At 65.0% G+C, this 19,310-nt stretch carries 13 protein-coding genes; all 13 read right to left on the bottom strand.

Annotation, left to right across the window (positions count from 1 at the left end):
* Positions 1–18: 18 nt before the first annotated feature.
* The 13 genes from AC6CH2_RS11100 to nusG all read right to left on the bottom strand — a co-directional run bounded on the left by AC6CH2_RS11100 (position 19) and on the right by nusG (position 19,310).
* A complete protein-coding gene (locus AC6CH2_RS11100) occupies positions 19–609 on the bottom strand; it encodes a papain-like cysteine protease family protein (protein ID WP_498269292.1) in 591 nt (196 codons plus the stop codon).
* 20 nt (positions 610–629) lie between these two features.
* Entirely contained in the window at positions 630–1,316 is a 687-nt protein-coding gene (locus tag AC6CH2_RS11095) for a hypothetical protein (protein ID WP_498269291.1), read from the bottom strand.
* Positions 1,317–2,242: 926 nt separating this feature from the next.
* The gene (gene tuf, locus AC6CH2_RS11090; RefSeq protein ID WP_498269290.1) at positions 2,243–3,433 is read right to left on the bottom strand and encodes an elongation factor Tu; all 1,191 of its coding nucleotides are present in this window, start codon (positions 3,431–3,433) and stop codon (positions 2,243–2,245) included.
* A 169-nt stretch (positions 3,434–3,602) separates the two neighbouring features.
* Entirely contained in the window at positions 3,603–5,723 is a 2,121-nt protein-coding gene (gene fusA / locus AC6CH2_RS11085; protein WP_498269289.1) for an elongation factor G, read from the bottom strand.
* Between the two features lie 143 nt (positions 5,724–5,866).
* On the bottom strand, positions 5,867–6,334 hold the full coding sequence (rpsG, locus tag AC6CH2_RS11080) for a 30S ribosomal protein S7 (RefSeq protein ID WP_036115439.1): 468 nt from the start codon (positions 6,332–6,334) through the stop codon (positions 5,867–5,869).
* Between the two features lie 85 nt (positions 6,335–6,419).
* Positions 6,420–6,794, bottom strand: coding sequence for a 30S ribosomal protein S12 (rpsL, locus tag AC6CH2_RS11075; RefSeq protein WP_031373762.1), 375 nt, complete (start codon positions 6,792–6,794; stop codon positions 6,420–6,422).
* A 306-nt stretch (positions 6,795–7,100) separates the two neighbouring features.
* Positions 7,101–11,339, bottom strand: a complete 4,239-nt coding sequence (rpoC, locus tag AC6CH2_RS11070; RefSeq protein ID WP_435395126.1) for a DNA-directed RNA polymerase subunit beta' — start codon at positions 11,337–11,339, stop codon at positions 7,101–7,103.
* 118 nt (positions 11,340–11,457) lie between these two features.
* The gene (rpoB, locus tag AC6CH2_RS11065; RefSeq protein ID WP_435395127.1) at positions 11,458–15,621 is read right to left on the bottom strand and encodes a DNA-directed RNA polymerase subunit beta; all 4,164 of its coding nucleotides are present in this window, start codon (positions 15,619–15,621) and stop codon (positions 11,458–11,460) included.
* A gap of 274 nt (positions 15,622–15,895) precedes the next feature.
* Positions 15,896–16,267, bottom strand: coding sequence for a 50S ribosomal protein L7/L12 (gene rplL, locus AC6CH2_RS11060; RefSeq protein ID WP_435395128.1), 372 nt, complete (start codon positions 16,265–16,267; stop codon positions 15,896–15,898).
* A gap of 71 nt (positions 16,268–16,338) precedes the next feature.
* Entirely contained in the window at positions 16,339–16,872 is a 534-nt protein-coding gene (rplJ, locus tag AC6CH2_RS11055) for a 50S ribosomal protein L10 (RefSeq protein WP_031373758.1), read from the bottom strand.
* Positions 16,873–17,355: 483 nt separating this feature from the next.
* Complete coding sequence (rplA, locus tag AC6CH2_RS11050; protein WP_435395129.1) at positions 17,356–18,054, bottom strand: 50S ribosomal protein L1; 699 nt, start codon at positions 18,052–18,054, stop codon at positions 17,356–17,358.
* Positions 18,055–18,056: 2 nt separating this feature from the next.
* Entirely contained in the window at positions 18,057–18,485 is a 429-nt protein-coding gene (rplK, locus tag AC6CH2_RS11045; RefSeq protein WP_031373756.1) for a 50S ribosomal protein L11, read from the bottom strand.
* A 249-nt stretch (positions 18,486–18,734) separates the two neighbouring features.
* Positions 18,735–19,310 carry a transcription termination/antitermination protein NusG gene (nusG, locus tag AC6CH2_RS11040; RefSeq protein ID WP_031373755.1) on the bottom strand — a complete coding sequence of 192 codons (576 nt, stop codon included), beginning with the start codon at positions 19,308–19,310 and terminating at the stop codon, positions 18,735–18,737.

The raw sequence follows: 19,310 nt of genomic DNA, 5'->3' as shown, positions 1-19,310 counted from the left end.
GGGCGCCCGCGTGCAGCCTCAGCGGTAGGCGGTTAGCGAATGGGTCCAGGTGTGGCCGCCACCCTTCGTCGCCCAGCTGTGGGTGACCCACGAATTACCTTCGCCCGGCCAGGGGTCGGCCAGGGTCACGTAACCGACCCCATCGAACACCTGGTAACCGTAGATGGCCAGGGCATGTCCTCCGCCGCCGTCCCAGCCCCAGCGGACGGCCAGGGGCCCGCGATAGTCGATCTGGTTGGCGATCTCGGAATAGCTCAACGAGCGGTTGTAACTGACGGTCGAAACCCCCCAATGCCAAAGGATATGGTCGACACCGTCGTAGGCGCCGCCGAACAGGGCATTGGTTCGGTTGGCGCTGTCGTTCCAGTAGAAGGGCTGGTTCTGGCAGGCGTAGTTGATCGCGAAGTCGTAGTTAGCCGTGGCGCACTGGCTGGCGCCGACACCGTAGAAACCGAGGATGCTGCTGGCGGTCGCCGCCCAGCACCAGTTGCTGTGCTGCTGCTCCTGGGTCGACCAGTTCACCAGGTACCCGGCGTGGGCCGGGGCCAGCGCGGCGAGGGTCAGCGCCAAAGGCGCCAGGATGGAGCGTAAGCGTGTGCGATTGGACATGATGGAGTGCTCCTGTCGGCTCAAAGGCGCTTGAGGGCTGCGGCCACGGCGGCACGCAAGGCGGGGGTGGCCTGGGCAGCGGTCAGGCCCTGCGAAGCCGAGGCGGCCTCGGCCTGATCCAGCGAGAGGTTGGCGCGGGCCGCGGCCAGCGGGACATAACGAGAAGCGCGACTGACGCCGCTCACCTCCAGAAAGTCGGCCACGCCCTGGCGGCTGCGCACCAGGCGCAAGCCCTCCTGCCCGCTCCGCTGCAGGGCCACGGCTTCGATCTCGTTGGCCAGGCCAGAGGCGCCGACAGCGACCACTTGATAGCGGCCCTGCGTATCGGGCTCCAGTGTGGCCAGCCCCACCGGCACCTGCCCGTCCCAGAGAACGTAGCGCAGGGTCGGCGCGCTTCGGGCGGACTGGGTAATGTCCTTACCCGCCAACAGCAGGGCGGGGTCGACGAAAGCGACCGGAACCGTGCGACCGACCCGCAGCCCCCGCGGCGAGCGGCCGCCGTCCAGGCTGAGCACCTTGGCCAGACTCGCGACCCGCTCGGCCGAGCCCGATTGAGCGGCGAGCCAGTCCTGGATCAGGCGCCGGGCTTGCGCATCCTCGAGAGCCGGCGCGGACACCGCCGCGTTCGACGCCTGCGCCTGCCCCGGCGATGGCACCTGCAGCGCCAAGCCCAGGGCGAGCGCGCAGGCGAGATTTACATACTTCATAAAAACTCCTTTCGATTATTGGGGAAAGTGCGCGGCCGCGCCCCAGGTCGAAATTGAGTTTCTCCGCACCGGTAGTCAAGCGAAAAACAAATAAATACCAACCCTTTCGACAATTACCATTATTTAACCCAATAAAACCCCGGTAACGCGTGACGCAGCGCACCATCGGAAAATATGCCTTGGTGCTGTGCACCACAGTTTCAGCTGAGTGATAATCCAATCATATTAAGTGAAAACCCCTATAAAACAGGCCATCAGACGCCACAGCGCCCGATCCAGGCACGCGTCGGCACATTACAAGATAATGCCGCCTCTATAAAATCCGACGACCCGCCGCGCCAAAAATGCGGGAGCTAAGCTAGATCGAACCGCGTGATCGCGCGTCATGAAACAAGCCGGCAGATGGGCGCGTGCCGAAACTCACGCGCTCCATGGGATTCGACTTCCGGGCAGCGCCGGGCCGGCGCGACGGAATCAGGGGAAATTATCGGACCGCCAGGCCGGCGCAACGGACCGCAACGGCGCGTGGATAATGACCTGCGGCGCAACGACCGCGGGCGCCGAGAGCCCGGCCACAACGCGAGCCGGCCACCCGTCTCGCAGGACCGCCAGGGCCGGTTTCGGAGCTGGAGCTCGGGAAAGAATATCGGTCGTGGCGGGCGCATCGGCGCGCCATCGCGACGGCGAAGAGCCGCTGCCGGCGCCACGCCGGACCGCTGCTGCCGCAATGCGCAGACAGCGGCGCTCCCGCCCTGCCTGCCTTTGCGCGGCGACCGAGCTCCCGGCAGGTTGCGGGTACGGCGCATCGGCGCACTTTGGGCCATCCGCACAGAAGCGTTCCCCCAAAACGACACTGGCGGCCCGAAGGCCGCCAGTGCGTTCGACGCGCCGGGTCAGACCGGCGCGCCGCAGACTGCTTGCTGCAATTACTTGATGATCTTGGCCACGACGCCGGCGCCGACGGTACGGCCGCCTTCGCGGATCGCGAAGCGCAGGCCTTCGTCCATCGCCACCGGGTTGATCAGCGTGACCGCCATCTTCACGTTGTCGCCCGGCATCACCATCTCGACACCCTCCGGCAGCTCGCAAGCGCCGGTGATGTCGGTGGTGCGGAAGTAGAACTGCGGACGGTAGCCCTTGAAGAACGGGGTGTGACGGCCGCCTTCGTCCTTCGACAGCACATAGACCTCGGCTTCGAACTCGGTGTGCGGCTTGATCGAACCCGGCTTGCACAGCACCTGGCCGCGCTCCACGTCGTCGCGCTTGGTGCCGCGCAGCAGCAGACCGGCGTTGTCGCCCGCCTGACCCTGGTCGAGCAGCTTGCGGAACATTTCCACGCCGGTGACCGTGGTCTTCTGGGTCGGACGGATGCCGACGATTTCGATTTCGTCGCCCACCTTGACGATGCCGCGCTCGATACGGCCGGTCACCACGGTGCCGCGGCCCGAGATCGAGAACACGTCTTCCACCGGCATCAGGAACGGCTTGTCGACGTCGCGTTCCGGCTGCGGGATGAAGCTGTCCAGCGCGTCGACCAGGCGCAGGATCGACGGCACGCCGATTTCGCTCTGGTCGCCTTCCAGCGCCAGACGCGCCGAACCGTGGATGATCGGGGTGTCGTCGCCCGGGAACTCGTACTTGCTCAGCAGCTCGCGCACTTCCATCTCGACCAGCTCGAGCAGCTCGGCGTCGTCCACCATGTCGGCCTTGTTCAGGAACACGACGATGTACGGCACGCCGACCTGACGCGACAGCAGGATGTGCTCGCGGGTCTGCGGCATCGGGCCGTCAGCGGCCGAGCACACCAGGATCGCGCCGTCCATCTGCGCCGCACCGGTGATCATGTTCTTCACGTAGTCGGCGTGGCCCGGGCAGTCGACGTGCGCGTAGTGGCGCGTCGCCGATTCGTATTCCACGTGCGCCGTCGAGATCGTGATGCCGCGCGCCTTCTCTTCCGGCGCCGCGTCGATCGCGTCGTAAGCCTTGAACTCGCCACCGAAACGCTCGGCGCCCACCTTGGTCAGCGCCGCCGTCAGCGTCGTCTTGCCGTGGTCGACGTGGCCGATCGTGCCGACGTTCACGTGCGGCTTGGTGCGCTCGAATTTACCCTTAGCCATGATGTCTCTCTCAAAGTTCTGTGATTCGTGATTCGGGATTGGGGATTCGACGAACGAAGCCGCCCAATCCCTTTAACTAAACTTGCACTGGATCAGAGCCGGCAAGGGCCGGGGAAGCAGGCGGCATCCGCTGTGCGAACCCCGCCCCGCTCCCGGAGCCCGGCCTGGATCAGCCGCCCTTCTTGATCACGGTCTCGGCGATGTTGTTCGGCGCCTCGGCGTAGTGATCGAATTCCATCGTGAAGGTCGCGCGGCCCTGGGTCAGCGAGCGGATGGTCGTCGCGTAACCGAACATTTCGCCCAGCGGCACCATCGCGTTGATGGTCTTGCCCGACGGCGTGTCGTCCTGGCCCTGCAACAGGCCGCGACGACGGCTCAGGTCGCCCATCACGTCGCCGACGTACTCTTCCGGCGTCACGACTTCGACCTTCATCATCGGCTCCAGCAGGACCGGATCGGCCTTGCGGAAACCTTCCTTGAACGCCATCGACGCGGCGAGCTTGAACGCCATTTCCGAGGAGTCGACGTCGTGGTACGAGCCGAACACCAGCTTGACCTTGACGCCCACGACCGGGAAGCCGGCCAGCGGACCGCTGGTGATGGTTTCGCGCAGGCCCTTCTCGATCGCCGGGATGAATTCCTTCGGAATCACGCCGCCGGTGATGTCGTTGATGAACAGGAAATCGTTCTCGACGTCCTCGTTCGCGCGGTCCTTCTCGTCCATCGGCGACAGCTCGATCACGACGTGACCGTACTGACCCTTACCGCCGGACTGCTTGGCGTGCTTGTAGTCCGACTTGACGTCCGCCTTGCGGATGGTCTCGCGGTAAGCGACCTGCGGCTTGCCGACGTTGGCTTCGACGTTGAACTCGCGCTTCATGCGGTCGACGAGGATGTCCAGGTGCAGCTCGCCCATGCCGGCGATGATGGTCTGGCCCGATTCTTCGTCGGTGCGCACGCGGAACGAAGGATCTTCCTGCGCCAGGCGGCCCAGGGCGATACCCATCTTTTCCTGGTCCGACTTGGTCTTCGGTTCGACCGCCATCGAGATGACCGGCTCCGGGAACACCATGCGCTCGAGGGTGATGATGTGATCCTGCGCGCACAGCGTGTCGCCGGTGGTCACGTCCTTCAGGCCGACCGCCGCGGCGATGTCGCCGGCGCGGACTTCCTTGATTTCGTCGCGCTGGTTGGCGTGCATCTGCAGGATGCGGCCGACGCGTTCCTTCTTCGACTTGACCGGGTTGTACACCTGGTCGCCGGAATTCAGCACGCCCGAGTAGACGCGGAAGAAGGTCAGCGAACCCACGAACGGGTCGGTCATGATCTTGAACGCCAGCGCCGAGAACGGTTCGGTGTCGGACGCCTTGCGGGTGTCTTCCTTCTCGTCCTCGTCGATGCCGGCGACCGGCGGACGGTCGGACGGCGACGGCAGCAGGTTGATCACGCCGTCGAGCATGGCCTGCACGCCCTTGTTCTTGAACGCCGAGCCGCAGAACACCGGCACGATCTCGACGCGCAGGGTGCGCGCGCGCAGACCGGCGACGATCTCTTCTTCGCTCAGCTCGCCCTCGTTGAGGTACTTGTCCATGAGCTCTTCCGAGGCTTCCGCCGCGGCTTCGATCATGAACGCGCGAGCCGCTTCGGCGGTGGCCTGCAGATCGGCCGGCACGTCGCGGTATTCGAATTTCGTGCCCTGCGAAGCGACATCCCAGTGGATGGCCTTCATCTTGAGCAGGTCGACCACGCCTTCGAAGCCTTCTTCGGCGCCGATCGGCACCTGCATCGGCACGGCGTAGGCGCCCAGACGGGCCTTCAGCTGCTCGACGACCTTGTCGAAGTTGGCGCCGGTGCGGTCCATCTTGTTGACGAAGGCCATGCGCGGCACGGAGTACTTGTTGGCCTGGCGCCACACGGTCTCGGACTGCGGCTGCACGCCGCCGACCGCGCACAGCACGAACACCGCGCCGTCGAGCACGCGCAGCGAGCGCTCGACTTCGATGGTGAAGTCGACGTGTCCGGGGGTGTCGATGATGTTGAAGCGGTGCTCGGGCAGGGACTTGTCCATGCCCTTCCAGAACGCGGTCGTCGCTGCCGACGTGATGGTGATGCCGCGTTCCTGCTCCTGCTCCATCCAGTCCATCGTCGCGGCACCTTCGTGCACTTCGCCGATCTTGTGGCTGACGCCGGTGTAGAAAAGGATGCGCTCGGACGTGGTGGTCTTACCCGCGTCGATGTGCGCCATGATGCCGAAGTTGCGGTAACGCTCGATGGGAGTGGTGCGAGCCACGGGACCCTCTCGTAATAAGTTTTCGAATTCCAAATGGCCGGACGCCGCCTTATCGGCGGCCTCCGGTTCGCTAGGCGGCCTTTAAGCCGCCGCGGCAACATCTCATGCGGATGTTGCGAAGGCCCTGTCGCCAGGGCGCGCGATCACCAGCGGTAGTGAGCGAACGCGCGGTTCGCTTCTGCCATGCGGTGGGTCTCTTCGCGCTTCTTGATCGCGGCGCCGCGGTTTTCGGAGGCGTCGAGCAGTTCGGCGGCGAGCTTGCGCGGCATGCTGCTCTCGCCGCGCTTGCGCGCCGACTCGATCAGCCAACGCATCGCCAGCGCCATGCGGCGCGACGTACGCACTTCGACCGGCACCTGGTAGGTGGCGCCGCCGACGCGACGCGACTTCACTTCGACCGACGGAGAGACGTTGGTCAACGCCTTTTCGACCAGCTCGAGAGCGTTGGGGCTCTTTTCGCCGATGACGTCCATCGCGCCGTAAACGATCTTCTCGGCGACGGACTTCTTGCCGCTCTGCATGACCATATTGATGAAGCGCGCGATCGTCTCGCTGCCGTGCTTGGGATCGGGCAGAACCGAACGCTGCGGGGTGGAACCTTTACGCGACATGGTGCGTACCTATTCTCGTGATTCTTGGTAGACGTATTCCGGGAGCGGGCGCCTGTACGAAGCGCCGGCCGTCGAAACGACGCGCTTAGGACTTCGGACGCTTGGCGCCGTACTTGGAACGGCTCTGGCGACGCTTGGCGACACCGGCGGCATCGAGCGAGCCGCGCACGGTGTGGTAGCGCACGCCCGGCAGGTCCTTGACGCGACCGCCGCGGATCAGGACCACCGAGTGCTCCTGCAGGTTGTGGCCTTCGCCGCCGATGTACGAAATGATTTCGTAGCCGTTGGTGAGGCGCACCTTGGCGACCTTGCGCAGAGCCGAGTTCGGCTTCTTCGGGGTCGTGGTGTAAACGCGGGTGCAAACGCCGCGACGCTGCGGGCAATTCGCCAGCGCCGGCGAGGCGCTCTTGTAGGTGGTCGCCTGCCGCGGCTTGCGGACGAGCTGATTGATGGTTGCCATCTAGAACTCTATTGATGAGGGGCCGGGCGGCCGCTTCGTGAGAAACGAACGGCAAGCCGAATACACCCGACCCACCGAGACGAAAAAGTATAGCTCGCGTTTGACGTGGCCGTCAACGCGAGCGACGCGGACGAACGGAATCGGCGCCAATCAGCGCCAATCCGTCCCAATTCCGATTGATCCCGCCCTGCCCTGGGCCGAACACGAGGCGCTCCATGCGCCTCATTTCGTGATCTGGGACGGCCCGAAGGCCGTCCGAATTACCTAGTTTAGCTGTATTTCCGCGCGATTACGAGCCGCAGCGCCTCAGGAGGCGCTGGACTCCTCGCCGCCCTCGGCGACCGCAGCCACCGCGGCCGGAGCCTCGGCCACCGGGGCCGAGACCGGGCCCGACAGGGCTTCCATCTCCGAGTCGGTCAGACCCGAGGCGTTCTTGCGGCGCTGGGTGTGGTACGCCAGGCCGGTACCGGCCGGGATCAGGCGGCCGACGATCACGTTTTCCTTGAGGCCGCGCAGGCCGTCGCGGGTACCGCGCACGGCGGCCTCGGTCAGCACGCGGGTGGTCTCCTGGAACGAGGCGGCCGAGATGAACGACTCGGTCGCCAGCGAGGCCTTGGTGATGCCGAGCAGGACCGGATCGTACTTCGCCGGGATCTCGTTGCGCGCCAGCAGGCGGGCGTTCTCTTCGACGAAGCGCTGACGCTCGATCTGCTCGCCGTGCAGGAACTTGCTGTCGCCCTGGTCGGTGATCTCGACCTTGCGCAGCATCTGGCGAACGATCACCTCGATGTGCTTGTCGTTGATCTTCACGCCCTGCAGGCGGTAGACGTCCTGGATCTCCTTGGTCAGGTACACGGCCAGCGGCTCGACGCCCAGCAGGCGCAGGATGTCCTGCGGACTCGGCTCGCCGTCCACCACGGTCTCGCCCTTCTCCACGTGCTCGCCTTCGAACACGATGATCTGGCGGTACTTCGGGATCAGCTCTTCGTGCTCTTCGCCGTCGGCCTGCTTGATGATCAGGCGCTGCTTGCCCTTGGTGTCCTTGCCGAAGCTGACGATGCCCGAGACTTCGGCGAGGATCGCCGGGTCCTTGGGCTTGCGCGCTTCGAACAGGTCGGCCACGCGCGGCAGACCGCCGGTGATGTCGCGGGTCTTCGAGGCTTCCTGCGGGATCTTGGCGACCACGTCGCCCACGCCGACCGCGGCGCCGTCCTGCAGGTTGACGATCGAACGCGGCGGCAGCAGGTACTGCGCCGGCAGGTCGGTGTTCGGGATCGTCAGATCCTTGCCGTTCTTGTCGACGATGCGCACGATCGGGCGCAGGTCCTTGCCCTGCGAGCCGCGACGCTTCGGATCGGTGATCTCGCGCGACGCCAGACCGGTCAGTTCGTCGGTCTTCTCGATCACGGTCACGCCGTCGACGAAGTCGATGAAGCGGATGAAACCGGCGACTTCCGAAACGATCGGGTGGTTATGCGGATCCCAGTTGGCGACGGTCTGGCCGGCCTTGATCTCGGCGCCGTCCTTGACCGCGACGGTCGCGCCGTAGGGCAGCTTGTAGCGCTCGCGCTCGCGGCCGTGCGGATCGAGCACCGACAGTTCGCCCGAACGCGACACCGCGACCAGATGGCCGTTGGCGTGCGCGACGTGCTTGAGGTTGTTGAACTTGATCGAACCGGTGGTCTTGACCGTGACGTTGTCGATCGCCGCAGCTCGCGATGCCGCACCACCGATGTGGAAGGTACGCATGGTCAGCTGGGTGCCCGGCTCGCCGATCGACTGAGCGGCGACGACGCCGACCGCTTCGCCGTGGTTGACCAGGTGACCGCGGCCCAGATCGCGGCCGTAGCAGTTGGCGCAGACGCCGAAGCTGCTGGTGCAGGTGATCGTCGAGCGGACCTTGATCGACTGGACGCTGGCCTCTTCGAGCTTGGCCACCCAGGCTTCGTCGAGCAGCGTGTTGCGGGTGACGATCGGATCCTCGTCGTTGCCCGGCAGGAACACGTCCTCGGCCACGACGCGGCCCAGCACGCGGTCGCGCAGCGGTTCGACCACGTCGCCGCCTTCGACGATCGGGGTCATCATCAGACCCTCGAGCGTGCCGCAATCGTCCTCGGTGATGACCACGTCCTGGGCCACGTCGACGAGTCGGCGGGTCAGGTAACCGGAGTTGGCGGTCTTCAACGCGGTATCGGCCAGGCCCTTGCGCGCGCCGTGGGTCGAGATGAAGTACTGGAGAACGTTCAGGCCTTCGCGGAAGTTCGCGGTGATCGGCGTCTCGATGATCGAGCCGTCGGGACGCGCCATCAGGCCGCGCATACCGGCCAGCTGGCGGATCTGCGCCTGCGAACCGCGGGCGCCGGAGTCGGCCATGATGTAGATCGAGTTCATCGACTTCTGCGGGACGCGCTTGCCTTCGGCGTTCTCGACGGTGTCGGTGCCGATCGCGTCCATCATCGCCTTGGCCACGCGCTCGTTGGTGCGCGACCAGATGTCGACGACCTTGTTGTAGCGCTCGCCGGCGGTGACCAGACCGGACTGGTACTGCTGCTGGATTTCCAGCACTTCGGTCTCGGCCTCGGCCAGGATGCCCTTCTTCTCGCCCGGGATGATCATGTCGTCGATGCCGATCGAGACGCCGGCGCGGGTCGCGTAAGCGAAGCCGGTGTACATCAGGCGGTCGGCGAACACGACCGTGTCCTTAAGACCCAGCATGCGGTAGCACGAGTTGATCAGGCGGCTGATGTTCTTCTTGGTCAGCTCGGTGTTGGCCAGCGCGTACGGCAGGCCGTCCGGCAGGATCTCGCGCAGCAGGGCGCGGCCGACGGTGGTGTCGACGATCGAGGTCTTGGGCTCGCGGGTGCCGTCCTCGTTGATCACGATCTCGCTGATGCGGACCTTGACCTTGGCGTGGATCTGCACGACGCGGTTGTCGTAGGCGCGCTTCACTTCGGCGACGTTGGCGAACACCATGCCCTCGCCCGCCTTGTTCTCGAGGGCGCGGGTCATGTAGTACAGGCCGAGCACGACGTCCTGCGACGGCACGATGATCGGCTCGCCGTTGGCCGGCGACAGGATGTTGTTGGACGCCATCATCAGCGCGCGCGCTTCCAGCTGGGCTTCCAGCGAGAGCGGTACGTGGACGGCCATCTGGTCGCCGTCGAAGTCGGCGTTGAACGCGGTGCAGACCAGCGGATGCAGCTGGATCGCCTTGCCTTCGATCAACACCGGCTCGAACGCCTGGATGCCCAGACGGTGCAGGGTCGGCGCGCGGTTCAACAGCACCGGGTGCTCGCGGATCACCTCTTCGAGGATGTCCCAAACCTCGGCCTCTTCACGCTCGACCAGCTTCTTGGCGGCCTTGATCGTGGTGGCCAGGCCGCGACGCTGCAGCTTGGCGAAGATGAAGGGCTTGAACAGCTCCAGCGCCATCTTCTTCGGCAGGCCGCACTCGTGCAGGCGCAGGGTCGGGCCGACCACGATGACCGAACGGCCCGAGTAGTCGACGCGCTTGCCGAGCAGGTTCTGACGGAACCGGCCCTGCTTGCCCTTGATCATGTCGGCGAGCGACTTGAGCGGACGCTTGTTGGTGCCGGTGATGGCGCGGCCGCGGCGGCCGTTGTCCATCAGGGCGTCGACCGATTCCTGCAGCATGCGCTTTTCGTTGCGCACGATGATGTCGGGCGCGTTGAGCTCGAGCAGGCGGCGCAGGCGGTTGTTGCGGTTGATGACGCGGCGGTACAGATCGTTCAGGTCGGAGGTCGCGAAGCGGCCGCCGTCCAGCGGGACCAGCGGACGCAGGTCCGGCGGCAGCACCGGCAGCACGGTCATGACCATCCACTCCGGACGGTTGCCGGACTCGAGGAAGGCTTCGACCAGCTTGATGCGCTTGGTCAGGCGCTTGAGCTTGGTTTCGCTGTTGGTCGAGGCGATCTCCTCGCGCAGCTGCAGCATTTCGGCCTGCAGGTCGATCGTGCGCAGCAGGTCGTACACGGCCTCGGCGCCCATCGCGGCTTCGAAGTCGTCGCCATGTTCCTGGCGCGCGGTCAGGTACTGCTCTTCGGTCAGCAGGTTGCCGCGTTCCATCGGGGTCAGGCCCGGCTCGGTCACGACATACGCTTCGAAGTACAGGATGCGCTCGATGTCGCGCAGGGTCATGTCGAGCATCAGGCCGATGCGCGAGGGCAGCGACTTGAGGAACCAGATGTGCGCGACCGGCGAGGCCAGGTCGATGTGGCCCATGCGCTCGCGGCGCACCTTGGCCAGGGTCACTTCGGTGCCGCACTTCTCGCAGACCACGCCGCGGTGCTTCATGCGCTTGTACTTGCCGCACAGGCACTCGTAGTCCTTGATCGGTCCGAAGATCGCGGCGCAGAACAGGCCGTCGCGCTCGGGCTTGAAGGTGCGGTAGTTGATGGTTTCCGGCTTCTTCACTTCGCCGAACGACCACGAACGGATCAGGTCGGGCGAAGCCAGCGCGATCTTGATCGCGTCGAAGTCCAGCGCGGGACGCTGCTGGTTGAAGAGATTGAGCAAGTCTTTCATTTTTGACTCCGGGATTCGGGATTAGAGATCTGAGATTCGTCAAAGCGGGGATCCGGGGGATCGGGACGGTCGGCGTTCGCCTGGACCCATCCCGAACCCGAATCCCCAATCACCGCTCTCAGTTCTCTTCCAGCTCCATGTTGATCGCGAGCGAGCGGATTTCCTTCACGAGCACGTTGAAGGACTCCGGCATGCCGGCGACCATTTCGTATTCGCCGTCGACGATGTTCTTGTACATCTGGTTGCGGCCCTGCACGTCGTCGGACTTCACCGTCAGCATTTCCTGCAGGGTGTAGGCCGCGCCGTAGGCTTCCAGCGCCCAGACTTCCATTTCGCCGAAACGCTGGCCGCCGAACTGCGCCTTGCCGCCAAGCGGCTGCTGGGTGACGAGCGAGTACGGACCGGTCGAACGCGCGTGCATCTTGTCGTCGACGAGGTGGTTCAGCTTCAGCATGTGCATGTAGCCGATCGTGACCGGACGCTCGAACGCTTCGCCGGTGCGGCCGTCGTGCAGGATCGTCTGACCGCTGCTCGGCAGTTCGGCCAGCTCGAGCATGCGCTTGATCTCGAACTCGGCCGCGCCGTCGAACACCGGGGTCGCCATCGGCACGCCGTCGACCAGGTTGTGCGCCAGGGTCAGCAGCTCTTCGTCGGTGAATTGCTTCAGGTCGACGCGCTGGCCGTGCAGCTTCTGGTCGTGGTTGTAGATGTCGTCCAGGAACTTGCGCAGTTCGGCGATCTTCTGCTGCGCCTCCAGCATGCGCTGGATCTTCTGGCCCAGGCCCTTGGCGGCCCAGCCCAGATGCACTTCGAGGATCTGGCCGATGTTCATGCGCGACGGCACGCCCAGCGGGTTCAGCACGATGTCGACGGTCTGGCCGTCGGCCGCGTACGGCATGTCCTCGACCGGCACGATGGTCGACACGACGCCCTTGTTGCCGTGACGGCCGGCCATCTTGTCGCCCGGCTGGATGCGGCGCTTGACCGCCAGGAACACCTTGACCATCTTCAGCACGCCCGGCGCGAGGTCGTCGCCCTGGGTGATCTTGCCGCGCTTGTCGGCGAAGCGGCGGTCGAATTCCTTCTGGTGGACGTCGATCTGCTTCTGGGCGCGTTCGATCGCCTCGATCGCTTCCTCGTCCTTCATGCGCAGGGTGAACCAGTCGGACTTCTTCAGGCCGTCCAGCACCAGGCTGGTGACCGTGTCGCCCTTCTTCAGGCCGGCGCCGCCGTTGGCGGTCTTGCCAATCAGCTGCGAACGCAGACGGTCGTAGATCGCCGCTTCGAGGATCCGGAACTGGTCGTCGAAGTCCTTCTTGACGCGACGGATTTCCGACTCTTCGATCTGGCGGGCGCGCTTGTCCTTCTCGATGCCGTCGCGGGTGAAGACCTGCACGTCGATGACGGTGCCGTCCATGCCCGGGGGCACGCGCAGCGAGCTGTCCTTAACGTCCGAAGCCTTCTCGCCGAAGATCGCGCGCAGCAGCTTCTCTTCCGGGGTCAGCTGGCTCTCGCCCTTCGGCGTGACCTTGCCGACCAGGATGTCGCCGGCGCGGACTTCGGCGCCGATGTACACCACGCCCGACTCATCGAGGCGGTTCAGCGCCTGCTCGGAAACGTTCGGGATGTCGGCGGAGATTTCCTCCGGCCCCAGCTTGGTGTCGCGCGCGACGCAGGTCAGCTCTTCGATGTGGATCGTGGTGTAGCGATCCTCTTCGACCACGCGCTCGGAGAGCAGGATCGAGTCTTCGAAGTTGTAGCCGTTCCAGGGCATGAACGCGACCAGCATGTTCTGGCCGAGCGCGAGCTCGCCGATGTCGGTCGAAGGGCCGTCGGCCAGCACGTCGCCGCGGGCGATGACGTCGCCGACCTTGACCAGCGGGCTCTGGTTGATACAGGTGTTCTGGTTCGAACGCGTGTACTTGATCAGGTTGTAGATGTCGACGCCGGCGTCGGTGACGCCGGAGATTTCCGACTCGTTGACCTTGACCACGATGCGGGCCGCGTCGATCTGCTCGATCGTGCCGCCGCGCAGCGCATTCACGGTCACGCCCGAGTCGCGCGCCACGGCGCGCTCGATGCCGGTGCCGACCAGCGGCTTCTGCGCCTTCAGGGTCGGGACGGCCTGGCGCTGCATGTTCGCGCCCATCAGCGCGCGGTTGGCGTCGTCGTGCTCGAGGAACGGAACCAGCGCGGCCGCGACCGACACGGTCTGCATCGGCGAGACGTCCATGAAGTGGATCTCGGACGGCGGCTTGAGCAGGGTTTCGCCCTGGTAACGGCAGGCGACGAACTGGGCGGTGATCATGCCCTTGTCGTCCTGCGGCGCGTTGGCCTGGGCGATGACGTACTCGTTCTCTTCGATCGCCGACAGGAACTCGACGTCGTCGGTGACCTTGCCGTCCACGACCTTGCGGTACGGCGTCTCGAGGAAGCCGTACTTGTTGGTGCGGGCGAACACGGCCAGCGAGTTGATCAGGCCGATGTTCGGGCCTTCAGGCGTTTCGATGGTGCACACGCGGCCGTAGTGGGTCGGATGCACGTCGCGCACTTCGAAGCCGGCGCGCTCGCGGGTCAGACCGCCCGGGCCGAGGGCCGACACGCGACGCTTGTGCGTGACTTCCGACAGCGGGTTGTTCTGGTCCATGAACTGCGACAGCTGCGAGGAGCCGAAGAACTCCTTGATCGCGGCGGCCACCGGCTTGGCGTTGATCAGTTCCTGCGGCGTGAGGCCTTCGGATTCCGCCATCGACAGGCGCTCCTTGACCGCGCGCTCGACCCGGACCAGGCCGACGCGGAAGGTGTTCTCGGCCATTTCGCCGACCGAACGCACGCGGCGGTTGCCCAGGTGATCGATATCGTCGACCACGCCGCGGCCGTTGCGGATCTCGGTCAGCACGCGGATGACGTCGAGGATGTCGGAGGTCTTGCCCAGCTCGCTGCGCAGGCGCACGGACTCGTCGTCCTTGCGCTCGGCGAAGTACTTGGCGTCGTACAGCACCGAGGCGCCGAGGGTCTCCTTGCGGCCGATGCGGCGGTTGAACTTCATCCGGCCGACGCCCGACAGGTCGTAGCGCTCGAAGGTGAAGAACAGGTTGTGGAACAGGTTCTGCGCGGCGTCCTTGGTCGGCGGCTCGCCCGGACGCATCATCCGGTAGATTTCGACCAGGGCTTCCAGCTGCGTCTTCGACGGATCGATGCGCAGGGTGTTGGAGATGTACGGACCGCGGTCGAGGTCGTTGACCCAGATCGTGCCGACCGACTCGATGCCGGCCTTGCGGAACGCGGCCAGCTGGTCGTCGCTGATTTCGTCGTTGGCCGAGGCCAGCAGTTCGCCGGAACGGGTGTCGACGACGTCGTGCGACAGGATGCGGCCGACCAGGTAGCTGTCGGGCACGGCCAGCGCGGCGATGCCGGACTGCTCGAGCTGCTTGACGTGGCGCGCGGTGATGCGCTTGCCGGCTTCGACGATGACCTTGTCGCCGTCGGCCAGATCGAAGTCCAGGGTTTCGCCGCGCAGGCGCTCGGAGACCAGCTCCCACTGCACGCCCTCGGACATGATGTGGAAGGTGTTGATCTCGAAGAACTCGGCGAGCATTTCTTCGTTGTTGTAGCCGAGCGCGCGCAGCAGCACGGTGACCGGCAGCTTGCGGCGGCGGTCGATGCGGGTGAACAGCGCGTCCTTCGGGTCGAACTCGAAGTCGAGCCAGGAACCGCGATACGGGATGATGCGGGCGCTGTACAGCAGCTTGCCCGAGCTGTGGGTCTTGCCGCGGTCGTGGTCGAAGAACACGCCAGGCGAACGGTGCAGCTGCGAGACGATGACGCGCTCGGTGCCGTTGACGATGAAGGTGCCGTTGTCGGTCATGAGCGGGATCTCGCCCATGTAGACCTCCTGCTCCTTCACGTACTTGATGGCCTTGGTCGACGACTCGCGGTCGTAGATCACCAGGCGCACGGTCACGCGCAGCGGGGCGCCGTAGGACAGGCCGCGGTTGCGGCACTCGCGCTCATCGAACACCGGATCGCCGAGCTTGTAGCCGACGTATTCGAGAGCAGCGTTGCCGCTGTAGCTGGAGATCGGGAACACCGACTTCAGGGCGGCGTGCAGGCCGCGGTCGGCGCGCTTGGCCGGGTCGGTGTGTTCCTGCAGGAATTCGCGATAGGAGTCGACCTGGATCGCGAGCAGGAACGGCACTTCGAGGATGGACTTGCGCTTGCCGAAGTCCTTGCGGATGCGCTTCTTTTCGGTGAACGAATAGTTCGTGGAAGCTGTGGTCATGGTGAGCTACCGCCTCGATTAACTTTGATGGGCCGGGAAAGCCGCCGTAGCGTCCTTCCGGGCGAACCGCGCGTCCGCGGTCCGGGGGAACAAGGGAAAATTGCCAGTGGGAAGTCGCTGGTATTGCCGGCACCAGCACGCCTTCTCCCGCTACTTCCGACTGGTAACTCGGATGACGCCGGGAATATCGATCCCCGTGGAACGGCCAAAGGCCGGGGACTTTCGTCCCCAGCCTTGGGTGGTCGCCAAAGTGACTCGGCGACGCAAGTACGGCTTACTTGACTTCGACAGCTGCACCAGCGGCTTCGAGGTCCTTCTTGAACTTCTCGGCATCGGCCTTCGAGACGGCTTCCTTGACGGTCTGCGGAGCGCCTTCGACCAGGTCCTTGGCTTCCTTCAGGCCCAGGCCGGTGATGGCGCGGACGGCCTTGATGACTTCGACCTTCTTCTCGCCGGCAGCCTTCAGGATGACGTTGAACTCGGTCTGCTCTTCGACCGGAGCGGCATCGGCCACGGCGACGCCGGCGGCAACCGGAGCAGCGGCGGAAACGCCGAACTTCTCTTCGATCGCGCGGACGAGCTCCATGACTTCCATCAGGCTCTTTTCGGCGATGGCTTCGACGATTTGTTCGTTGGAAAGGGACATTTGAATAACCTCAGGAAATATTGATCTTACGAATCGGATTCAGTGAAGCGGTCGCGAATGCGGGGCGGCGGTTACGCCGGTTCCGCTTCGGCCGGAGCTTCGACAGCGACTTCGCCGCCGCCCTGCTGGTCGGCCACGGCCTTGACGGCGCGGGCGAACATGCTGGCGGGTTCGGACAGGACGCGGGCCAGCATGGCCAGAGCCTGGTCGAGGGTCGGCAGCGAGGCGAGCACGTCGACGTGGCTGGCCGGGTACACCTGGCCTCCCAACGCGACGACCTTGGCCTGCAGCTTGTCGTTGCCCTTGGCGAATTCCTTGATCAGACGACCGGCGGCGCCGGGTTCTTCCGTCGAGAACGCATACAGCAACGGACCGACGAGCTTGTCCTGGACGCACTCGTATTCGGTACCGGCGACGGCACGCGAAGCCAGGGTGTTCTTGACGACACGCAAGTACACACCGGTTTCACGAGCCTTCTTGCGCATCGCGGTCATTTGACCGACCGTGATGCCTGCGTACTCGGCAGCAATCAAGGAGTGAGCCTTGGCGGCGACTTCTGCCAGTTCGGCGACTACTTCTTGCTTCTGAGACAGATTAAGAGCCATTGCACTCCTCCAAGGCCGGGATTCGGGATTCGTGAGAGGAAACCGGCACAGCGGCTTGCGCCTGCGGCCGATCCCCGATCCCGTACTACCCATCCCGGCACTGTTAACTCCGCTTACGGCTCCTGCCGCTTGCGGTCCTGGGCGGCGACCGTCCTTGTCGCCGGGGACGCCGAAGGCATCCCGGGTGGTGGCCTTTCCTGAAAAGGTTTCAGGGGCGGCACCATCTACGCCGGCCCGGCTCCGAAGAGTCCGAATTAAGCGATCCCGCTGTACCGACGGCGACTCCTTGCCGTGTCGAGCTTCCGTGCCCGTCGTCGGTATGCGCAGACCGCGCCTGCGGTCTTTGACGGCTATCGGTCGGGAGCGGACTCCCTTGCGACGCCCTCAAATGCTAGGAACGAGTTGAGAGGAACGAGAAACGAGTTGGAGCGACTGGGCTTGCCGCCGACTCCTCATTCCCCTTCGCTCATTCCTGTTGTTCGATTACTTCAGCGACAGCGAGGTCAGATCGACGGTCACGCCCGGACCCATGGTCGAGCTGATCGAGATCTTCTGCAGGTACTGGCCCTTGGCGGTCGCCGGCTTGGCCTTGATCAGGTCGAGCAGCAGCGCCTGCAGGTTGTCCTTCAGCGAGGCGTCTTCGAAGGTGGCCTTGCCCAGGGTGCAGTGGATGATGCCGGCCTTGTCGGTGCGGTAACGCACCTGGCCGCCCTTGGCGTTCTTGACCGCTTCGGCCGGGTTCGGCGAGACGGTGCCGACCTTCGGGTTCGGCATCAGGCCGCGCGGGCCGAGCACCTGGCCCAGCTTACCGACGACGCGCATGGCGTCCGGGGTGGCGATGACGACGTCGTAGTTCAGATCGCCGGCCTGCATCTTCTCGGCCAGGTCGTCCATACCGACGGCTTCGGCGCCTGCGGCCAGGGCCTCGTCGGCCTTCGCGCCGGCCGGGGCGAACACCGCCACGCGCACGGTCTTGCCGGTACCGGCCGGGAGCACGGTCGAGCCGCGGACCTGCTGGTCGGACTTCTTCGCGTCCACGCCCAGGCGCACGGCGACGTCGACGGACTCGACGAACTTGGCCTTGGTGGCGGTCTTGACGATCTTGACCGCTTCTTCGAACGAGTAGGCCTTGCCCGGAACGACGGCTGCCTTGATTGCTTTTTCGCGCTTCGTGATTGCCATGATCAGCCCTCCACCACCAGACCCATGCTGCGGGCCGAACCCGCAATCGTCTTCACTGCCGCTTCCAGGTCGGCCGCGGTCAGATCCGCTTCCTTCGCCTTGGCGATGTCTTCGAGCTGCTTGCGGGTGACCTTGCCCACCTTCTCGGTGTTCGGGCGCTTGGAGCCCGACGAGATGCCGGCGGCCTTCTTGAGCAGGACCGAAGCCGGGGTGCTCTTGGTGACGAAGGTGAAGGTACGGTCCGAGTAGGCCGTGATGATGACCGGGGTCGGCAGACCCGGCTCGAGCTTGGAGGTCGCGGCGTTGAACGCCTTGCAGAACTCCATGATGTTCAGGCCGCGCTGACCCAGCGCAGGACCGACCGGCGGCGAGGGGTTGGCCTGACCGGCCTTCACCTGCAGCTTGATGTAACCGACTACTTTCTTTGCCATTGCTCTGCTCTCCGGGTGCTAGCGCCTGGACCTCAGGCTCCCCATCGGGCCGGAAATCGCGCGTTCCGGCATCGCGTTTTGCTTGCGCAGACAGCCGCCCCGGACCTTTTGAGAGGGGGCAGCTGCATGAGTTGGGCCACCGCACCTGGGCAGTGAGCCGCGCACTATATCAGGTTTTGCGGAATGCAACACGACGAGGCCCGGCAAGCCGGGCCTCGTGCGATGCGGTCAGCCAGGCCGGGACCGGGCTCAGGTGGCCTTTTCGACCTGCCCGAATTCCAGCTCGACCGGGGTCGAGCGGCCGAAGATCAGCACCGCGACGCGCAGGCGGCTCTTCTCGTAGTTGATTTCCTCGACCACGCCGTTGAAGTCGACGAACGGGCCATCGACCACGCGGACCATTTCGCCCGGCTCGAACAGCACCTTCGGACGCGGCTTTTCGACGCCTTCCTGAACGCGCTGCAGGATCCGGTCCGCTTCGCGGTCCTGGATCGGCAGGGGGCGATCGGCGGTGCCGCCGATGAAGCCCATGACCTTCGGGGTTTCCTTGATCAGATGCCAGCTTTCGCTGTCGATGCGCGGGATGCCGGCTTCGTCGTGCGTTGCGATCTGGACCAGGACGTAGCCCGGGAAGAACTTACGCTCGGACCGGCGCTTCTGGCCGGAACGCATTTCGACGACCTCTTCGGTCGGCACCAGGACGTCGCCGAAGCGGTCCTGCATCTCGAAACGGACGATACGGTCGCGCAGCGCCTGCGCTACGGACTTTTCGAAGCCGGAATACGCATGTACCACGTACCAGCGCTTGTTATCTTGCGAATTCAC

The organism is Lysobacter sp. GQ73 (assembly GCF_059758755.1).
The sequence above is the reverse complement of the archived record's forward strand: the minus strand, read 5'-3'. Positions and strand labels throughout refer to the sequence as shown.